Below are 17,173 nucleotides of genomic sequence, written 5' to 3'. Positions count from 1 at the left end.
AAGCCTTATCACGTAAACCTTTCCAGATTTATTGCTGAAACCACCTGTGTAGGTAATTCGTTTTAATGGCTTAGGTCAGTGGTTAAAGACCAGTGGCGACCTGTTTATGCGGTGACGGTTTGACGAGTGTGATTTCGCCTGCGTGTGTTGCCAATATCCGGAACAGCGCTCAGTAACTCACGGCTATAAGCATGTTTGGGGTTCGCAAAAAAGTCCGCTTTGGTGGCCTGCTCGACGATGGTTCCGCTTTTCATAACCACCACTTCGTGTGCCAGGTGGTAAACCACGGCCATGTCGTGGCTGATGAACAAGAACGCAATACCATGCTCCTGCTGTAAGTCTTTAAATAGATTGAGGATTTGCGACTGAACTGATACATCAAGTGCCGAGAGTGGTTCATCGGCGATGATAAGTTCAGGCCTTAGCATTAATGCTCTGGCAATGGCGATCCGCTGCCTTTGTCCGCCGGAGAACTCATGAGGATAGCGGGTAAGAACGTCTTCTCGCATGCCCACCCAACCTAAGACTTCGATAGCGCGAGCACGCTGTGATTGCTTATTTCCAATGCCGTTGACTTTCATCGGTTCAATCAGTGAAGAAAGAATCGGCATACGCGGATTCAACGCAGAGTAGGGGTCTTGGAACACAAGGCCAATGCGTTGTCGTAATCGACGCTGCATATGACTAGGCAATCTAGACACCTCTTGTCCTGCGAGAAATATATCGCCGGAATCGGGACGCTCCAACATGCTGAGCATGCGGCCTAACGTCGATTTTCCTGAGCCTGATTCACCGACAATCGCGGTGGTTTTTCCTGACTCAACCTTGAGGGAGACATTGTTGGTGACATGAAGGGTTTTCGGTTTTCTTCCAAACATCGAGCCGGCTTCAAGGAGGTAGTGTTTGTGCAGGTTACTGGCTTCGAGCAAAGTCATTAGGCTGCGCCTCCTTGTTGACGAAACATAGGCTGTTGCAGTACCGAGTCCGACTGAGCCACTTGTGTAGCCTGCCTTTGTTGATTGCGCTTCTCCGCTTTCTGGAAGTAGCTATCGTAGAGCTCTGGACAGCGGTCTCGAAAGCTGTAGTCTTCACTTCGTTGATCGAGTGGTGGTACGCTGCCGGGAATAGCAGGCAGCCTGTCCACATCGACACCAACTCGTGGAATTGTGTCGAGCAGTGCTTGAGTGTAGGGGTGCTGAGGGTTATCGAAAATCTCATTTACATCGGCAATTTCAACGACACGTCCCGCATACATCACCATGACGCGATCCGAGATTTGCGACACGACACCAAGAGAGTGACTGATAAATTGTATCGCTGTTCCTGTGGTCTCCCGCAGCTCTTCTAATAGGTCGAGCACTTGCGCTTGAACCGTCACATCAAGCGCTGTTGTCGGTTCATCAGCAATGAGCACTTTCGGTTTACAAGCAAGAGCCATGGCGATCATCACTCGCTGTCTCATTCCCCCTGATAGCTCATGCGGATAGGCATTAGCGCGTTTTTCAGGATAAGGAATGTGGACTTGTTTGAGCATTTCGATTGCACGATCGCGCGCCTCTTTGGGTGAGCTGTTTTCGTGGATAATGAACATCTCGGCGATCTGGTCGCCAACTTTCATTACTGGGTTTAAGGCGGTCATTGGCTCTTGGAAGATCATGCCAATGCCTTCCCCGCGGATATGTTGATATTGCTTTTCGCTAAGACCCACAAGATTTTTGTCGCCGAAGCGGATGTCGCCAGACAAGGTGAGTGACTTATCTAGCAACCCCATAATGGCAAGAGAGGTGAGAGACTTACCGCAGCCAGACTCACCGACGACGCCAAGGATCTCTCCTGGCCTGATTTGATAGCTGACATCCTTAACAGCAAAGTGCGGCCCAAGGGCCACACTCATATTGCGGACGTCTAAGATAACTTCATTCATAGACACTTCATTCTTAAAAATGGATACCGCTTAACGGTTTCGATGCTTATTTATCTCGAACTTTAAAGTTAGAAACCTAGTTGGCTCGACTCCAGTTTTCTGACCAGTAGCTTGAATAATGTTGGTGCCCTGTTGGCTCAACATTGACCAGCCATTTTGGAAAAATGTAGCTGTCTGAACGATAGTAGAGAGGCAGTGCTGGAAGCTCTGTCGCATACAGGTTTTGGAACTGCTTCCAAAGCTCAGTGCGCTTCTCTTTGTTAAGTTCGCCATCGATCGCTTCTAGGATTCGATCCATTTCAGGATTGTTGTAGCCAGCGTAGTTTTGTCCTGCCCATTGATTGTCTTTAGTTGGGATGTAATCAGAGTGCAGAATCGTTAATGGCGGGTTTTCTGGAGATGAACTCCACGCAAACATAGCGAGGCCTTTGTGTTTACGCTCTGTCAACGTAGTACCAAAGTACACACGTGCAGTTTGGTTGTTGATCGCTGTTTGGATGCCGATTTTCTTCCACTGACCTTGGGCAAACTGCTGCACTAATTCACGTGTCTTGTTGCCCGCAGTGGTCATAAACTCGATTTCCAGCGGTTTACCGTCCTTCATTTGCACACCGTTGACGAGTTCATAGCCTGCTTCTTTCAGCAGTTGCTTAGCTTTTTCGGGGTTGTACTCGTAGGTGGGCGTATCAGTGGTATAGATACTATCAAGAGGACTCGTATCTGAGTTGGCGACTTGTTGTCTTCCCTCAAACAGTTTGTCGGTAATCAGTTTACGATCCAACCCAAAAAGTAATGCTTGGCGAACTTTGACTTCCGATAAGTGCGGGTTGTCGAGCTGAACATCTAGATGCTCGTAAAGTGAGGCTGGGCGAATATCGACGTTAAACCTATCTCCAAACTTTTTCTCAAACTGCAATGCTTGGTCGAGAGTTAACCCTAGCTCCCCTGGGATGTAGTCAACGTCACCTGAAAGTAGATTTGCCTGCAAGGCTTGAGTGTCCGACACGGTTTTTAACGTGACTATATCGAAGTGTGGCTGTTTTCCTTTCCAGTGTTTGTTGCGGCTCAATTTAACGAACTGACCTTGCTTTAGCTGTTCGATAATGTAGGGGCCGCTATAGAGGCCTGCCATCGTTGGTTCTGTGACAAATTTAGTATTTAGATGGTAGCTTTTAGGCTCGTTTTCGAAAATGGACTTTTCGATGTGGGTAGGCAGAACACCCGGGATGTAGTCTGCATTGTATTTAAACGAGATGCGGTCTACATACACATTTACCGTATGCTCATCGACTACCTCAACTTTTTCGATCTGTTGCAATGTAGTCAGCCCCGGGTTCCCTTGTACGTCCGGAGAAGTCACTACTTTGTGCCAGAACGCCATGTCTTTAGTGGTAATGGGGGTACCGTCTCCCCAGTAGAGATCAGGTTTGAGTGTTACTCGCATCTTAACGCCTTGTTTGCTTTCCCCTTCTTTAGCGTGAGGCCTGTCAATTATTTGCGCTAACCCATTTTCGAAGCTAGGGACTTGTTCACAGTAAAAGCAGACAAGCTTCCAGTTTTGGTCATAGCCAATGGTTGTACGGTTAACAAATCCATTGGTGTAGGCTTTTGCGACCATACTGTCAATATCTGGATGTAGTGTGGCGGGGTATTGTGTAATACCAATAGTGAGCTTGTCGTTGGCAGCGAGTGCTGACGTTGAAAGCAATGCAGAAGCACAGGCGAGTGCAAATGCGGTTTTTTTAAATAGCATCTGATTTCCTTATTTTATTGACTTCAAGTCTGACGCTCGAAGTTAGTAACATCCTTATCACCCAAAACTCACAGTTACCGTTTTGAACATGGAGATGCGCTCGGGTGCATATCCTGTTCACCATAGTGGGATGTCCATTACCAAGCAACTCAATGGGTTAGTTGTTGAGTCGATTTGTATTTCATGTCACATTTCCCATCTATTTAGTGAACTAAAATCAGAAAATGAGCGATTTTTGTCCTTGATTTATTTCGGTTGATTACAACTTATTAACTTAATTATCACCTAGTTACGCTGATATGAAGTTCGTTTGATTGCGTATCAGCTTGAAGTGAGTGAAATGAAAAACATATTTAGGGAGACTCTATGTCCGACAGTTCGTTAGTTTCTTTGCGTAGTCTCAGCAAGCAATTTGTCGATGGCAATGAGGTGCACTCTGTGCTGCGTGACTGTGAGCTGACGATGACCACTGGTTCGAGTATTGCGCTAATGGGAGCGAGCGGTAGCGGAAAGAGTACTTTAATGAACATCATTGCTGGATTTGAACCGCTGAATTCGGGCGAGCTTGTCCTTGATGGTCAAGACACGAGTCGTTGGGGAGACAGTGATTGGAGTGAATTTCGTATCCATAAGCTAGGTGTGGTATTCCAGCAGTTCAACTTATTGACACCACTCAATGTGCGCCAAAACATCGCTTTTCCGCTGTCCCTTGCTGGTAAGAAATGGAATGCGTGGTGTGACTATCTGGTTGAGAAGTTAGGGCTAAGTGCACTGCTTGACCGACATGTCGCGGCGCTCTCTGGGGGGCAGCAGCAGCGAGTAGCCATTGCCAGAGCGCTGGCTAGTGAGCCGAAATTGCTTTTAGCAGATGAGCCAACAGGAAATTTAGATGAGCAATCGGGACGGGAAGTGATGCAGCTTCTGGCCGATATTACCCAGCAAGGCGATACCGCGGTGCTTCTGGTGACTCACAGTGAGGAGTGCGCGGGCTTCATGAAGTCAAGATTACGGTTGGTGAATGGGCAGCTTTATGATGCGAATTAAGCCGTTGCATCTCGCTGTTGTGTTGCGTGTTTATACGCGCCATTATTTTCAGGCCCCACTGCAAGCCGCCGCCATATTAATCGGCATTGTGCTTGCTGTGATGCTTTTTGTTGCAGTGCAAGCGATAAACCTTAACGCGAAGCGCAGTTACGCCGATGCCGCTGAGCAACTGAGTTTACCCGCGTCTCAGTTCATTATCCCCCCGACAGGACAAAAATACTTTTCAAAAGACCTTTACTTTCAGCTTCGGCAGGCAGGCTTAAGTCAATCATTAGCGGTACTTGAAGGACGTGTGCGCTCCTCTGAAGGACAGCGATTTTCCGTTCAAGGCAGCGATGTTGTTGCCGCTGTTACTGCGGCTATGAATAGTGGCCGGGAGGATGACAAGCAACCAGTCTTTCTGTTCGATCAACAACTGCCTCTGGTTGACATGCTCCGAGGTGAGGCGATTGCGCTCGTTAGTGAGCAACAGTTTGAGCGAATGGGTAGACCTAACCAAGTGCGTCTTGACGACATTAACACGCGAATCTTTTCAGTCCCGGATCAATGGCAACTAGGGAACCGAATGCTGGTGGATGTCAGTTTCGCTGAGCGATTGTTAAATCGTTCTGGACAGCTTAGCTACATAGCAGTATTTGATAATCCAAACCCGCAAGGCACACGTTGGTTTAGTATTGTCGCAGAGCGAGGGCAGTGGATTGAAAACACTCAAAGCAGCGATCTTGATTCATTGACCGATAGCTTTCATCTCAACCTAACAGCAATGAGCATGCTGGCTTTTTTGGTTGGGTTGTTTATTGCTTACAATGGCGTCAAATACAGCTTGTTAAAGCGCAGACGACTGCTGGTGCAGTTACAGCAAGCAGGGCTTAACTCAACGACGGTGTTTATGGCCTTGTTGGTAGAGCTGACCGTCATGGTTCTGATTGGCGCCTTGCTTGGTTTTGTGTTCGGTATGCAGCTTAGCCATTGGCTGCATCCAACAGTCGCTTTGACGTTAGAGCAGCTATACGGTGCGACACTTCTTCCCGGCTCTTGGCAATGGAGCTGGTTGTTTCAAGCGTTCGTTATCACTTTAGCGGCTGCACTTGGGGCCTGTTGGCAACACTTTCGAGGTAGTGTACAGCAACCTTTATCAATCCACAGCGGCTATTATTCTCTGCCAGAGCCACAGAAGACCACCCAGTTGTTGGTTGTGGCTATTGCTCTGACGGTATTGGCCGTGCTTGGCCTAATCCTGAGTGATCATTTCAGAGTCACCATGCTTTGGCTCGGTATTTTGGTGGTAGCGACCCCGCTCTATCTGCCGAAAGGGCTACTTGTGCTCAGCGTATGGGCAGAAAAGCTATTCACGAGCGGATTGAAACATTATCTCGTCGCTGAGCTTAAAGAGCTCGTTGCGCCATTGTCGCTTGCGATGATGGCACTGCTACTGGCCATGACTGCTAACTTAGCGATGAATACTTTAGTGATGAGCTTTGAGCACACGTTAAAGCAATGGCTTGAGCAGCGTCTTCACGCTGACATTTATATCAGTCCGGCGCAAAGTGAGATGAGCACTGTCCAAAGTCGATTGCAAACTATGTCCGGCGTAACTGCAATCTTCACCCAAAGCTATCTTGATATGACGGTTGCAAACCTCCCCACAAAACTCGGCACCAAAGACACCTTAACCCTTGAGCAAACCTTCGTAGCAAAAGAGGCTTTTGAAGATTTTTGGCCGCGTTTTTATCAAATGGAATTGGCGGCCATAAGTGAGCCAATGGCGGTGAAGCTCGGGTTGGAACTGGGTGATGAGCTTGAAGTCGCAGAGCTCAACAGTTCGCTTGTCCAGCCATTAAAAGTAGGGGCGATATTCTATGATTACGGCTCTCCTTCAGGGGAATTACTGATTGCGCCCGCCCTTTGGCAGCGTGCCGGATTTTCGGCGGTACCAACGAGCCTAGGTATTCAATCAGAACTTGCTAGCGACGAAATGCGCAAGCAACTGATGGACGAGTTTGGTCTGAGTGAGAATCAACTCTACGATCAGCAACAGATCAAAACCATAGCATTAGAGATCTTTTCACAGACGTTTGCTGTCACCAAAGCCTTGAATGGCGTTACCTTGCTGGTGGCGGTAATTGGTTTGTTTAGTGCCTGCTTTATGCTTATTGAGGCGAGAAAAGCAGCGATAGCTAGGCTGTACGCGCTTGGCGTCCGAAGTCGAGTGTTACTGGGCATGGTAGTGATGCAAATGGTGGTATTGGTTTGCTTTACGTTGTCTCTTGCAATGCCACTTGGCGCGTTAGTGGGCTATGTCTTGACGGACATGGTAACGCTGCGTGCATTTGGCTGGAGCCTGCAATTCGTTTGGAGTTGGAGTGATATTGCGATGCTATCACTTGTGAGTATCGTAACGGCATCAGCGGCGACGGCATTGCCGTTATGGCGTTTGGTGAAACGTCCTGCGATGTCGAGTCTTCAAAGCGAGGTGCTGTGATGAAAAATAGAGCCTCGTGTCTTTTGGTGGCACTGTTGTCCCTCTTACTTCTATTGGGCGGTTGCGAGGAGCCAAAGCCTCAAGGGTTTGGTGCTTTACTAGGCCAAGATGAACAAGGCTTTACCAAGGTCACGGCCAGTCGAAATATCGAGTTTCCTAGAGATCATCAGGCACATAATGATTTTCGCTATGAGTGGTGGTATGTCACTGCAAATTTAGAAAACAGTGCAGGCGAAACATTTGGTGTTCAATGGACGCAGTTTCGAATCGCACTAGCGCTTGCCGAGATGCAAAATACAGAACAACAAAAAGCCGGAGACTGGAACAGTACGCAGATATATATGGCGCACAGTGCAATTACTACACCGCAACATCATCTAGCGGAAGAGAAATGGTCTCGCGCCCATCCAGAAATCGCAGGGGTGACTGAGAGGCCTTTTCGGGTTTATTTGGATGATTGGCAATGGAATAGTGAATCTCAAGACATGTTTCCTGCCACATTATCTGTTGCCGCAGAGACGTTTAGCTACGAGCTCTCACTCTCTAGTAAATCAGACTTTCAGCTTCAAGGTGACAATGGTTATAGCGTGAAAAGCGCCGATGGTAAGGTCGCTTCTCATTATTACAGCCAACCGTTTATTGACGTGATGGGTTCAATTCAAGTGGAAGGGCAAACACATCAGGTGACAGGTCAAGCATGGATAGACCGAGAGTGGAGTTCACGGTTTTTGTTAGGCTCTCAACAAGGTTGGGATTGGTTTGCGTTAAGGCTCGATACAGACACTAGCTTGGTGGTGTTTCAGCTCAGAGATAACCAAACGGGGGAAGCTAACTACGCCTATGGCCGATTGATGTTTAGTGACAGAGAAGGAATCACTATTGGCGCAAATGAGTTATCTTTAAAAGTTCGAAATACCACAGTTCTAAACGGTCAACCTCACCCGACATCATGGCAACTCGACATACCAACGCACGAACTATTTTTGACGATAGACGCCATTAACCCCAATGCAAAAATGCCTTTGACCATACCTTACTGGGAAGGGCCTGTGCAGATAAAAGGCTCTCATGAAGGTCTGGGATATATGGAACTAACGGGTTACTAAGCCTTGTAATGTCGTCCGACACGCAAACTTTAATGTAACGCACGTAATTGGCGTGCTTCGACTTGGTTTGCCTTATCCAACATAGTACATCTCTCTGTATACGACTTAGGTATTTAAAATTGGAGAGGGTTCATGCAGTCGCTTGTAGCTTTATCGATGTTTTCGATTCTATCGATCATTGCGCTGGTTCATGTTTATTGGGCGTTTGGGGGTAGAAAGGGTGTTCAATTGGCGATCCCCAAATTGGAAGGGAACGATGCGTTTACGCCGGGCGCCGGGGTGACATTTTTAGTGGCGATTTGTCTTTCGCTGTTTGCTGCATTGTCTTTAGGGTTGATAGAGTTAGTGTTCATCGAACCTGAGATTCTCGAGTATGTTCAGTGGGCAGGCATTGCTGTCGGAACGGTTTTCATTTTAAGAGCGATAGGCGACTTTAACTTGGTTGGCTTTACCAAAAAAAACAAACAGGGTGATTTTGCTGTGCTTGATAGTGTGCTTTATTCACCGCTGTGTTTATTGCTTGGCTCCGGCTATTTCTATCTAGTCTGGGGTGGATAGACGCAATAGTAACAAACAAAAAAAGCGCACCGAGGTAATGACACTTCGAATGCGCTCCGATGACTAGTCGTGACTATTTTTCTGCTTGAGTAAACTCAGACCAGCTTAGTACGCCTTGTACTGCACGTTTCCAACCGCTATAGCGAGTTTCACGTTTTTCCGCATCATCTGATGGAATGAAGGTGCGGTCGATTTCAGCCTTACCTGATACTTCCTCTAATCCATTCCAGAACCCTACTGCTATGCCAGCGAGGTAAGCAGCACCAAGTGCCGTGACTTCAACCACTTTTGGTCGGTGCACTTCTGTGTTTAGTAGATCCGCTTGGAACTGCATCAAGAAGTTGTTTGCTACCGCGCCGCCGTCTACACGTAGAGAGGCGAGTTCAATGCCCGAGTCAGCTTGCATCGCATCAATCACATCACGACTTTGATATGCGATACTTTCTAACGTCGCGCGGATGATATGGTTGGCACCTGTCCCGCGAGTCATACCAATAATCGTGCCGCGTGCGTAAGCATCCCAATACGGTGCGCCAAGGCCTGTAAAGGCAGGAACCACATACACGCCATTGCTTGATTCGACTTTGTTCGCGAAGTACTCAGAGTCTTTTGCATCGCTCAATAGCTTCATTTCATCACGCAGCCATTGGATAGATGCGCCGCCCATAAACACTGAGCCTTCAAGCGCATAGGCAAGGTCACCTTTCGGGCCACATGCGATAGTCGTCAGCAAAGAGTTTTTAGAGGTAATCTTCTCTTTACCGGTATTCATCAGCATAAAGCAACCTGTGCCGTAGGTGTTTTTCGCCTGTCCTGGTTCTACGCACATTTGACCGAATAGCGCGGCTTGCTGATCGCCTGCAATACCCGCAATAGGGATACGTGTACCGCCTTTACCACCAATGTTGGTTTGGCCGTACACTTCTGAAGATGGCTTCACTTCTGGCATCATAGAACGTGGAATATCAAATTCTTTGAGGATGTGTTCATCCCATTCAAGCGTATTGATATTGAAAAGCATGGTGCGTGATGCGTTGGTGAAATCAGTCACGTGGACGCGGCCTTGCGTCATCTTCCAGACGAGCCATGTGTCTATAGTACCGAACATCAGTTTGCCTTCTTTGGCTAGGTCGCGAGCACCTTCGACGTTGTCGAGGATCCATTTTACTTTGGTACCCGAGAAGTATGGGTCTAGTACCAGGCCTGTGTTCTCACGAACATACTCCTCAAGGCCGTCGCGTTGTTTAAGTTCTTGGCAGATTTCTGCTGTGCGACGACATTGCCAAACAATGGCGTTGTAGACTGGTGCACCCGTTTCTTTGTTCCAAACGATGGTCGTTTCACGTTGGTTGGTAATGCCAATGGCGGCCACTTCATCGGAAGTGATGTCTTTTTGGCCAAGTGCTTCAATCAGAGTGGAACTCTGCGTGGCATAGATCTCTAGCGGATCATGCTCAACCCATCCAGCTTCTGGATAGATTTGAGTAAATTCTCTTTGGGCGACACTGACAATATTAGCGTCATGGTCAAGAACGACCGTACGTGAGCTGGTGGTGCCTTGATCAAGAGCGACGATGTATTTCTTAGTCATAGTAGTGTCCTTTTGATTTCGTTGTAATTATCTGTAGGGGAAAGAGTTAACTTATTAAACGTGTGCTTCCGTGTCGTTGACTTCAGTCTCTTCCTCGCACTGTGCCGGGCTAGTACAACCGCCAGCAGCAGGAAGATAAGCGCCAATCACTTTTGGATATAGCCAGCCGCCAAATAAGCCGCCTGCGATAGTGGCAAAAATTGGAACAATGAAATATGGGATATCTTTCGCTCCCGTCAGCGCATAATCCCAACCAGCAAAGTAGGCAAATAGCTTAGGGCCGAAGTCACGTGCTGGGTTCATCGCAAAGCCGGTCAGTGCGCCAAGCGAGCCACCAATAGTGGCAACAAGCAAACCAATCAACAGTGGTACCATCGCACCGCGAGATTCGCCGCCGTTATTGCTGTCACCAAACGCTAAAATGCCGAACATGAGAACTGCTGTGATGGTAAATTCCACCGCTGCTGCGCCCAAGAAAGATAGAGAAGCGTGAGGGTAGGTTGAGAAAATACCTGCTGTTGCAAGCGCTTCAGGTGTATCTCTAGCCACGCCATTAGCAAGCTCCCAGTCAATAAACAAGTTGCTGAACAATCCATATACCAACGCCGCCGCACAGAATGCGCCTGCGACTTGCGATGCGATATAAGGCAGTACCTTATGCTTTTCAAACCCGTGGAACGCAGCAAGAGCAATGGTCACCGCTGGATTGATGTGAGCACCAGAAACACCTGCGGTGCAGTACACAGCAAGCGCCACGGCTAAGCCCCATACGATACTCACTTCCCATTGGCCGAACTCAGCACCGGTTAACACTAACGCCGCAACGCAGCCGACACCCCAAAATATAAGCAAGCCAGTACCAATAAACTCTGCGATACACTGGCCGAGTAGCGCAGGATCTTTTTTTATACTCATAGTTCTTTCCTTGGTCTTGTTTCATATGCATATCAAATGTGCGCTGGGATTGTAGCTGATTAGACTAGTTAGAAATCCGGCTTAGGTCTCATATGTGCGTACGAAAGTTAAAAATGTTCGTATTATGTTCATAATTGTTATCCAAAGCACATTTTATGTTCGTTTAGGTTATTTTCCGCGAAATAGAACAGAGTTTCGTTTGCTTTAGCTGTAATCGAAGACAGTAATGGACGGATTTGCTGTAGCGACTATTTAAAACCTTACCAATACCAAGTAAACTCGAGGTTCACCATGGTTTTAACGCGAGGGAGTGTGGTTGAAAGCGATAAAAAGACATCAGGAAATCATTGAATTGGTGACCACGCATGGCTACGTCAGCACGGAAGATTTGGTTGAAAAGTTTCATGTGAGCCCACAGACGATTCGTCGAGACTTAAACGAATTGGCGGATGCGAACAAAATCAAACGTAATCACGGTGGGGCAACCATTGTGACCAGCTCTGAAAATTCGTCCTACCAAAGCCGCAAAGTCTCCAGTCAGGCAGAGAAAGAGCGGATTGCTGCGCAGCTCGTCCAACACATACCGAATGGTGCCACACTGTTTATCGATATCGGTACTACGCCAGAGGCCATTGCTAAAGCGCTATTGGTTGAACACAGTGACTTGCGTATTGTGACCAACAATATCAACGTTGCATCGATGTTGATGCACAAAGAAAGCTTCCGTGTCATCTTAGCAGGAGGTGAAGTTCGTGGTCGCGATGGCGGCGTCACAGGAGAGTCGACCATTGATTTCGTGGCTCAGTTTAGACTCGATTTTGGTATTTTAGGTATTAGTGGTATTGATTATGATGGCTCACTATTGGATTTCGATTACCATGAAGTTCGAGTAAAACGCGCGATCATTGAAAATAGCCGGAGCGTTTTGTTGGGAGTCGACCATAGTAAGTTTGGCCGCAATGCGATGGTGAAACTGGGTGGTATCGAAGAAGTCGACTTGGTCATCTCTGATATGAAACCACCAAAAGAGATCTGCAATGTTCTGAAAGATAATGAGATTAACGTTGAAATTGCTTAGCGTCTGATAACGAGTCAGGACTAGAGAGACCAGCCTTTATGGCTGGTTTTTTTGTATTTCGTTTTCCTGTCATGACTTATATCGAAACTGAATTGCGCGATTTTATGCTCGAACGAACATTTGTGAGCGAAATCTCGAAACTTATTGAGTTTTAATGCCACACTAATTGTGCGTTAATTCAATGGGTGGGATGCAATGAAAGCAATAGCTCGATATCAAACAGAGGTGATCGTTATAGGAGGCGGTGCGACAGGATCTGGCATTATGCGGGACTGCGCATTGCGGGGCATTGATTGTATTTTACTAGAGCGAGACGACTTGGCTTCTGGTACGACAGGACGAAATCACGGCCTGTTGCATTCTGGTGCTCGTTACGCCGTCACTGATCCAGATTCTGCGATGGAGTGTATTGCCGAAAATCGCATCTTAAAGTCCATTGCCTCACACTGTATTGAAGATACTGGCGGTATGTTTATCACGCTTCCAGAAGATGAGCTTTCATTCCAAGATGAGTTCGTCGCTGCGTGTGATGTTGCCGGAATCGAGACCGAGCGAATGACGACCAAAGAAGCGCTGCTGTTCGAGCCTAACGCCAACCCAGCAATGCTCGGTGCTATTAAAGTACCAGACGGCACCATTGACCCATTTAGATTGTGTGCTTCAAACGTACTCGATGCCAAAGAGAGAGGCGCTAGGCTATTTAGTCATTGTGTTGTGACGTCTCTCATCCGAGAAGGGGATCGAGTTATTGGTGTTAATGCTTTTAATACACGCACTCAGTTACCGTTTGAGGTGTTTGGGCATGAGGTTATCAATGCTGCTGGTATTTGGGGACAGACGATATGCGAGTATGCGGATCTCAGCGTAAAAATGTTCCCTGCGAAGGGCTCTCTGCTCATACTTGATTACCGCATCAATAACCGAGTCATCAATCGTTGCCGTAAACCAGCTGATGCCGATATTTTAGTGCCCGGCGACACCATTTCCCTCATCGGAACCACATCCGAACACATTGATTACGACCAAATAGACGATCTTCGCGTGAGTGCCAATGAAGTGGACATTCTTTTGGAAGAAGGTGCGAAGCTGGCACCAATCATGAGCCAAAGTCGGGTGTTACGCGCTTATGCGGGCGTCAGGCCCTTGGTTTCCCTCAGTGAAGACACCAACGGCCGTAATATCAGCCGCGGCATCGTTCTTGTTGATCACGCGGGGTTTGACGGCCTGCATGGCTTTACCACCATTACCGGCGGCAAGCTAATGACCTACAGGCTCATGGCGCAAATGGCGACCGACAGTGTCGCGAAAAAGCTTGGCAACACCAACCCTTGCATCACGCACTCCACACCTTTGCCAGGCTCTTATAGTGCCCCAACACCTGTTAAGAAAACCGCAAGTATCGCGAAGCCAGTTTATCACTCTGCGATTGATCGACATGGAGAACGGGCACTGGCGTTTTTATCTGATGACCAAGCCAGCCAATCTGTGATTTGTGAGTGTGAGATGGTCACAGCAGGTGAAATTGAATACGCGGTAAAAGCGTTGGATGTGCATAACCTTGTAGACTTGCGCCGAAGAACAAGGTTGGGAATGGGGCCATGTCAGGGCGAAATGTGCAGCTATCGAGCAGCCAGTCTATTGGCCGACTACGGTAACTTTTCGGGGTACGACGTTGGAGAGATGCTGCATGACTTTCTTGAAGAGCGCTGGAAGGGCACGAAACCCGTACTTTGGGGGGACGCTCTGCGAGAGGCGGAATTCAGCTATTGGATATACCAAGGGTTATTTGGCGCTGGGGATTTTGAGTTCAAGCAAGATGGTGTAAATCACAGCGAAACTAAGCAAGCGGTAGATAAGCAAGCGACAGATAAGGAAGTGGAGGCTGAGCAATGATTGATTATGATGTGGTTGTCATTGGTGGCGGCCTTGCAGGGTTTAGCAGCGCTTTAAGATGCATTGAGCATGGACTCAAAACCGCCGTGGTTTCTCATGGTCAGAGTGCGATGCATTTTTCATCTGGCTCTATCGATGTGCTGAGTCATTCGCCAACAACTGGCGAAGCAGTCAGTAATCCTTTTGATGAAATTGCTGAGCTTGCTAAGACTTCGTCTTTACACCCTTACGCAAAGTTAGGTGAGAAACGGGTCGTCGAATCGCTCAGCTGGTTTCAGCAGTTGATGAACAAACATGGGCTGCCTTTGAAACATCAAGATTCATTGGATAATCACTATCGAATCAGTAGCCTAGGCACATTAAAGTCCACATGGTTATCTCAACCTTATGTATGGCAACTTGATCAGAATTTCGCAGCTCTCAATCAGATTAATCGAATAATCTTAGTATCGATTGAAGGTTTCCGAGATTTCCAACCGGAGATTGCCAAAGCCAAGTTGGCGAGTTTACCAATGTTCGCGGACAAAGAGCTGCTCACAGTGAAAATTACGCTTGATACATCAGGTATAGCTCAAAGAAATTGCCATGAATTTCGATCTATTGATGTGTCTCGGCTGCTGCGTCAAGAGGCAGATTTTGCCAGCGTATGTTCCCAGCTTAGACAAGTTGCTACGCCGAACGACTTAGTGCTGATGCCTTCAATACTTGGCAATGGAGACGGCTTAGCATTGATGGAAAAACTGGCCGCTGAAACCCACCTGAAATTTCATGAAGTGCCGACCATGCCGCCATCGCTTTTGGGTATTCGAATAGAAGAGACGTTAAGGCGAGCATTTATTGAAGCGGGCGGGGCGCTTCATGTTGGTGACGAGGTGATGGACGGTGTGTTCAAGCAAAACGGTGACCAGCTTTCACTTGCGTGTTTGTATACTCGAAAAATGCGAACGGTACCTATCAATACCAAGCATGTGGTGCTGGCGTCTGGGAGCTTCTTTAGCAAAGGTCTGAAAGCGGAGCATCATAAGGTGAGCGAGCCCATCTTTGATTTGGATATTGAAGACATCGGTGCGCGGGAATCATGGTATTCAAAGCATTTTTTCTCTCATAAATCCCATCCATTTATGAACTTTGGTGTATCAACTAATCGGGAATTCAAGCCTCTTAAAGCGCAGCAGTGTATAGACAATGTCTATTGTGCAGGCTCTATTCTTGCTCATTATGACCCTATCGCTCATGGCTGTGGCGGTGGCGTGGCAATAAGCACGGGTTTCCATGTTGCCGAGGCCATCGCTGAAAGCCAAGTGTCAGCTTGTAATTCACAAAATTTAGGCCACTCACAGCAGCCTAATCAATCACAAAAGAAAGGAGCGCTAGTATGACTGCCGTACGCCCAGCTGAACTTATCGCCGTCGCTAGCCTTCATGGTGATGAGCAAACGAAAACCTTTGAGAACTGCATTAAGTGCACGGTGTGTACCGTCTATTGTCCGGTTGCAAAAGCCAATCCAGAATACCCTGGGCCCAAACAATGTGGCCCTGATGGCGAGCGTTTGAGACTGAAAAGCCCAGAGTTTTTTGATGACGTACTTAAGCTCTGTACCAACTGCAAACGCTGTGAAACGGCTTGTCCTTCAGGGGTGCGTATTGGCGACATTATCGCTGCCGCACGTGGCAAGCATGGACGCAAACCATTGAGCCTGACAACGGCACGAGATTTCGTTTTGAGCCATACCGATCTGTTTGGTAGCTTAGCTACGCCATTTGCCCCTATTGTGAATAAGCTCACCGAGCAAAGCCTCGTGAAAAAGGCCATGCATCATACGATTCAGGTGCATGATCATAAGTCTTTACCTAAGTATTCACATGGCACTTTCCGTCGTTGGTACAAAAAACACGTCGCCGATCAAAGCCAGTATCGCCGTCAAATCAGCTATTTTCATGGTTGCTATGTTAATTATAACGATCACAGCGTAGGCCAAGACTTCATCCGTGTTATGAACGCGATGAATATTGGTGTCCAGTTACTAGAGCGAGAGAAGTGCTGTGGAGTACCGCTGATTGCTAATGGTTTTCATGCAAAAGCAAAGAAAAACGCCGAGCTTAATGTGAGTCAGTTGGAGAAAGCGTTAGAGAGCCGCTCGGAGTCGGTGATCTCAACGTCGTCGACCTGTGCGTTTACCTTACAAGAAGAGTATCCCCATGTACTCGATGTCGATAACCAGAAGGTTGCTGATAAAGTTCATCTATTTAGTCGCTTTATGTTCAGTGAGTGGCGTGAGGGAAACTTACCAAAAATGAAGCCACTGAATAAGCGTATTGTTTATCACACGCCTTGCCATTTGGAGCGTAGCGGTGACCATATCTTTACGATTGAACTTCTAAAAATGATCCCAGGTTTGGAAGTGCAAGTGCTAGATAGTGAGTGCTGCGGGTTGGCAGGAACTTATGGTTACAAGCGAGAAAACTACGATGTTTCAATGAAGATAGGTCACGGTTTATTTGAGCAAATTGATCACTCACAGGCCGATCTGGCGGTTTCTGATTGCGAGACTTGTCGTTGGCAAATCGAAGAGAATACAGGGTTATGTTGTGTCCATCCTTTGAGTCTCATTGTAGAAGCACTTGAATGAAGAAAATATGCTTAGTGTAGAGTGCATCTATCCGTAGGCTCTAGTGAAATGGATGGGTTAAAGGTTAGTGTTCTAACTATTAATCATGTACTTGATAAAGCAGCTAACATATTGAAAGATGTTTGCCAATTGTTGTTTTTATTATCAAAAACTTAAAATTATTTGCGGGGCTAATATCCAATCTCACACTGAACGTAAAA

The 17,173-nt window shown here is 47.3% G+C and carries 13 protein-coding genes; 8 read left to right on the top strand and 5 right to left on the bottom strand.

The features are described from left to right. Nucleotides 1–104 precede the first annotated feature (104 nt). The 3 genes from ACJB0T_RS01475 to ACJB0T_RS01465 form a co-directional block, all read right to left on the bottom strand. The gene (locus tag ACJB0T_RS01475) at nucleotides 105–935 is read right to left on the bottom strand and encodes an ATP-binding cassette domain-containing protein (RefSeq protein WP_479289732.1); all 831 of its coding nucleotides are present in this window, start codon (nucleotides 933–935) and stop codon (nucleotides 105–107) included. Beyond that, nucleotides 935–1,924 (bottom strand): ABC transporter ATP-binding protein, encoded by a 990-nt coding sequence (locus tag ACJB0T_RS01470; RefSeq protein ID WP_479289734.1) that lies wholly within the window; start codon nucleotides 1,922–1,924, stop codon nucleotides 935–937. The genes ACJB0T_RS01475 and ACJB0T_RS01470 overlap by 1 nt, the downstream gene beginning before the upstream one ends. Nucleotides 1,925–2,000: 76 nt before the next feature. Further along, on the bottom strand, nucleotides 2,001–3,677 hold the full coding sequence (locus ACJB0T_RS01465) for a peptide ABC transporter substrate-binding protein (RefSeq protein ID WP_479289736.1): 1,677 nt from the start codon (nucleotides 3,675–3,677) through the stop codon (nucleotides 2,001–2,003). A 366-nt stretch (nucleotides 3,678–4,043) separates the two neighbouring features. Here ACJB0T_RS01465 and ACJB0T_RS01460 point away from each other — a divergent pair, with 366 nt between their 5' ends. The 4 genes from ACJB0T_RS01460 to ACJB0T_RS01445 all read left to right on the top strand — a co-directional run bounded on the left by ACJB0T_RS01460 (nucleotide 4,044) and on the right by ACJB0T_RS01445 (nucleotide 8,867). Continuing rightward, complete coding sequence (locus tag ACJB0T_RS01460; RefSeq protein ID WP_479289738.1) at nucleotides 4,044–4,721, top strand: ABC transporter ATP-binding protein; 678 nt, start codon at nucleotides 4,044–4,046, stop codon at nucleotides 4,719–4,721. Continuing rightward, on the top strand, nucleotides 4,708–7,203 hold the full coding sequence (locus ACJB0T_RS01455) for an ABC transporter permease (RefSeq protein WP_479289739.1): 2,496 nt from the start codon (nucleotides 4,708–4,710) through the stop codon (nucleotides 7,201–7,203). The genes ACJB0T_RS01460 and ACJB0T_RS01455 overlap by 14 nt, the downstream gene beginning before the upstream one ends. Continuing rightward, on the top strand, nucleotides 7,203–8,309 hold the full coding sequence (locus tag ACJB0T_RS01450) for a lipocalin-like domain-containing protein (protein ID WP_479289742.1): 1,107 nt from the start codon (nucleotides 7,203–7,205) through the stop codon (nucleotides 8,307–8,309). The genes ACJB0T_RS01455 and ACJB0T_RS01450 overlap by 1 nt, the downstream gene beginning before the upstream one ends. Before the next feature lie 132 nt (nucleotides 8,310–8,441). Next, entirely contained in the window at nucleotides 8,442–8,867 is a 426-nt protein-coding gene (locus ACJB0T_RS01445; RefSeq protein ID WP_479289744.1) for a DUF3995 domain-containing protein, read from the top strand. A 73-nt stretch (nucleotides 8,868–8,940) separates the two neighbouring features. On the opposite strand, the gene glpK is transcribed toward ACJB0T_RS01445, so the two are convergent. Both glpK and ACJB0T_RS01435 read right to left on the bottom strand, forming a co-directional pair. Further along, a complete protein-coding gene (gene glpK / locus ACJB0T_RS01440; protein WP_479289746.1) occupies nucleotides 8,941–10,458 on the bottom strand; it encodes a glycerol kinase GlpK in 1,518 nt (505 codons plus the stop codon). 54 nt (nucleotides 10,459–10,512) lie between these two features. After that, the gene (locus ACJB0T_RS01435) at nucleotides 10,513–11,373 is read right to left on the bottom strand and encodes an MIP/aquaporin family protein (RefSeq protein WP_479289748.1); all 861 of its coding nucleotides are present in this window, start codon (nucleotides 11,371–11,373) and stop codon (nucleotides 10,513–10,515) included. Nucleotides 11,374–11,689: 316 nt separating this feature from the next. On the opposite strand from ACJB0T_RS01435, the gene ACJB0T_RS01430 reads away from it, so the two are divergent. The 4 genes from ACJB0T_RS01430 (at nucleotide 11,690) to glpC (ending at nucleotide 16,973) form a co-directional block, all read left to right on the top strand. Beyond that, nucleotides 11,690–12,451 (top strand): DeoR/GlpR family transcriptional regulator, encoded by a 762-nt coding sequence (locus ACJB0T_RS01430; RefSeq protein ID WP_479289750.1) that lies wholly within the window; start codon nucleotides 11,690–11,692, stop codon nucleotides 12,449–12,451. Nucleotides 12,452–12,646: 195 nt separating this feature from the next. Beyond that, nucleotides 12,647–14,344, top strand: a complete 1,698-nt coding sequence (glpA, locus tag ACJB0T_RS01425) for an anaerobic glycerol-3-phosphate dehydrogenase subunit A (protein ID WP_479289752.1) — start codon at nucleotides 12,647–12,649, stop codon at nucleotides 14,342–14,344. Next, nucleotides 14,341–15,723, top strand: coding sequence for a glycerol-3-phosphate dehydrogenase subunit GlpB (gene glpB / locus ACJB0T_RS01420; RefSeq protein ID WP_479289754.1), 1,383 nt, complete (start codon nucleotides 14,341–14,343; stop codon nucleotides 15,721–15,723). The genes glpA and glpB overlap by 4 nt, the downstream gene beginning before the upstream one ends. Continuing rightward, entirely contained in the window at nucleotides 15,720–16,973 is a 1,254-nt protein-coding gene (gene glpC / locus ACJB0T_RS01415) for an anaerobic glycerol-3-phosphate dehydrogenase subunit GlpC (RefSeq protein WP_479289756.1), read from the top strand. Before glpB ends, glpC begins: the two co-directional genes overlap by 4 nt. Nucleotides 16,974–17,173 lie beyond the last annotated feature (200 nt).

The organism is Vibrio sp. CB1-5, from assembly GCF_059412285.1.
This window is presented reverse-complemented; position numbering and strand designations above follow the sequence as displayed.

Excerpts from the sequence above, each read along its gene's own strand:
- ACJB0T_RS01460 (WP_479289738.1), top strand. The coding sequence starts at position 4,044 with ATGTCCGACAGTTCGTTAGTTTCTTTGCGTAGTCTCAGCAAGCAATTT.
- glpB (WP_479289754.1), top strand. The coding sequence starts at position 14,341 with ATGATTGATTATGATGTGGTTGTCATTGGTGGCGGCCTTGCAGGGTTT.
- ACJB0T_RS01455 (WP_479289739.1), top strand. The coding sequence starts at position 4,708 with ATGATGCGAATTAAGCCGTTGCATCTCGCTGTTGTGTTGCGTGTTTAT.
- ACJB0T_RS01475 (WP_479289732.1), bottom strand. The coding sequence starts at position 935 with ATGACTTTGCTCGAAGCCAGTAACCTGCACAAACACTACCTCCTTGAA.
- ACJB0T_RS01450 (WP_479289742.1), top strand. The coding sequence starts at position 7,203 with ATGAAAAATAGAGCCTCGTGTCTTTTGGTGGCACTGTTGTCCCTCTTA.
- ACJB0T_RS01470 (WP_479289734.1), bottom strand. The coding sequence starts at position 1,924 with ATGAATGAAGTTATCTTAGACGTCCGCAATATGAGTGTGGCCCTTGGG.
- glpA (WP_479289752.1), top strand. The coding sequence starts at position 12,647 with ATGAAAGCAATAGCTCGATATCAAACAGAGGTGATCGTTATAGGAGGC.
- glpK (WP_479289746.1), bottom strand. The coding sequence starts at position 10,458 with ATGACTAAGAAATACATCGTCGCTCTTGATCAAGGCACCACCAGCTCA.
- ACJB0T_RS01435 (WP_479289748.1), bottom strand. The coding sequence starts at position 11,373 with ATGAGTATAAAAAAAGATCCTGCGCTACTCGGCCAGTGTATCGCAGAG.
- ACJB0T_RS01465 (WP_479289736.1), bottom strand. The coding sequence starts at position 3,677 with ATGCTATTTAAAAAAACCGCATTTGCACTCGCCTGTGCTTCTGCATTG.
- ACJB0T_RS01445 (WP_479289744.1), top strand. The coding sequence starts at position 8,442 with ATGCAGTCGCTTGTAGCTTTATCGATGTTTTCGATTCTATCGATCATT.
- glpC (WP_479289756.1), top strand. The coding sequence starts at position 15,720 with ATGACTGCCGTACGCCCAGCTGAACTTATCGCCGTCGCTAGCCTTCAT.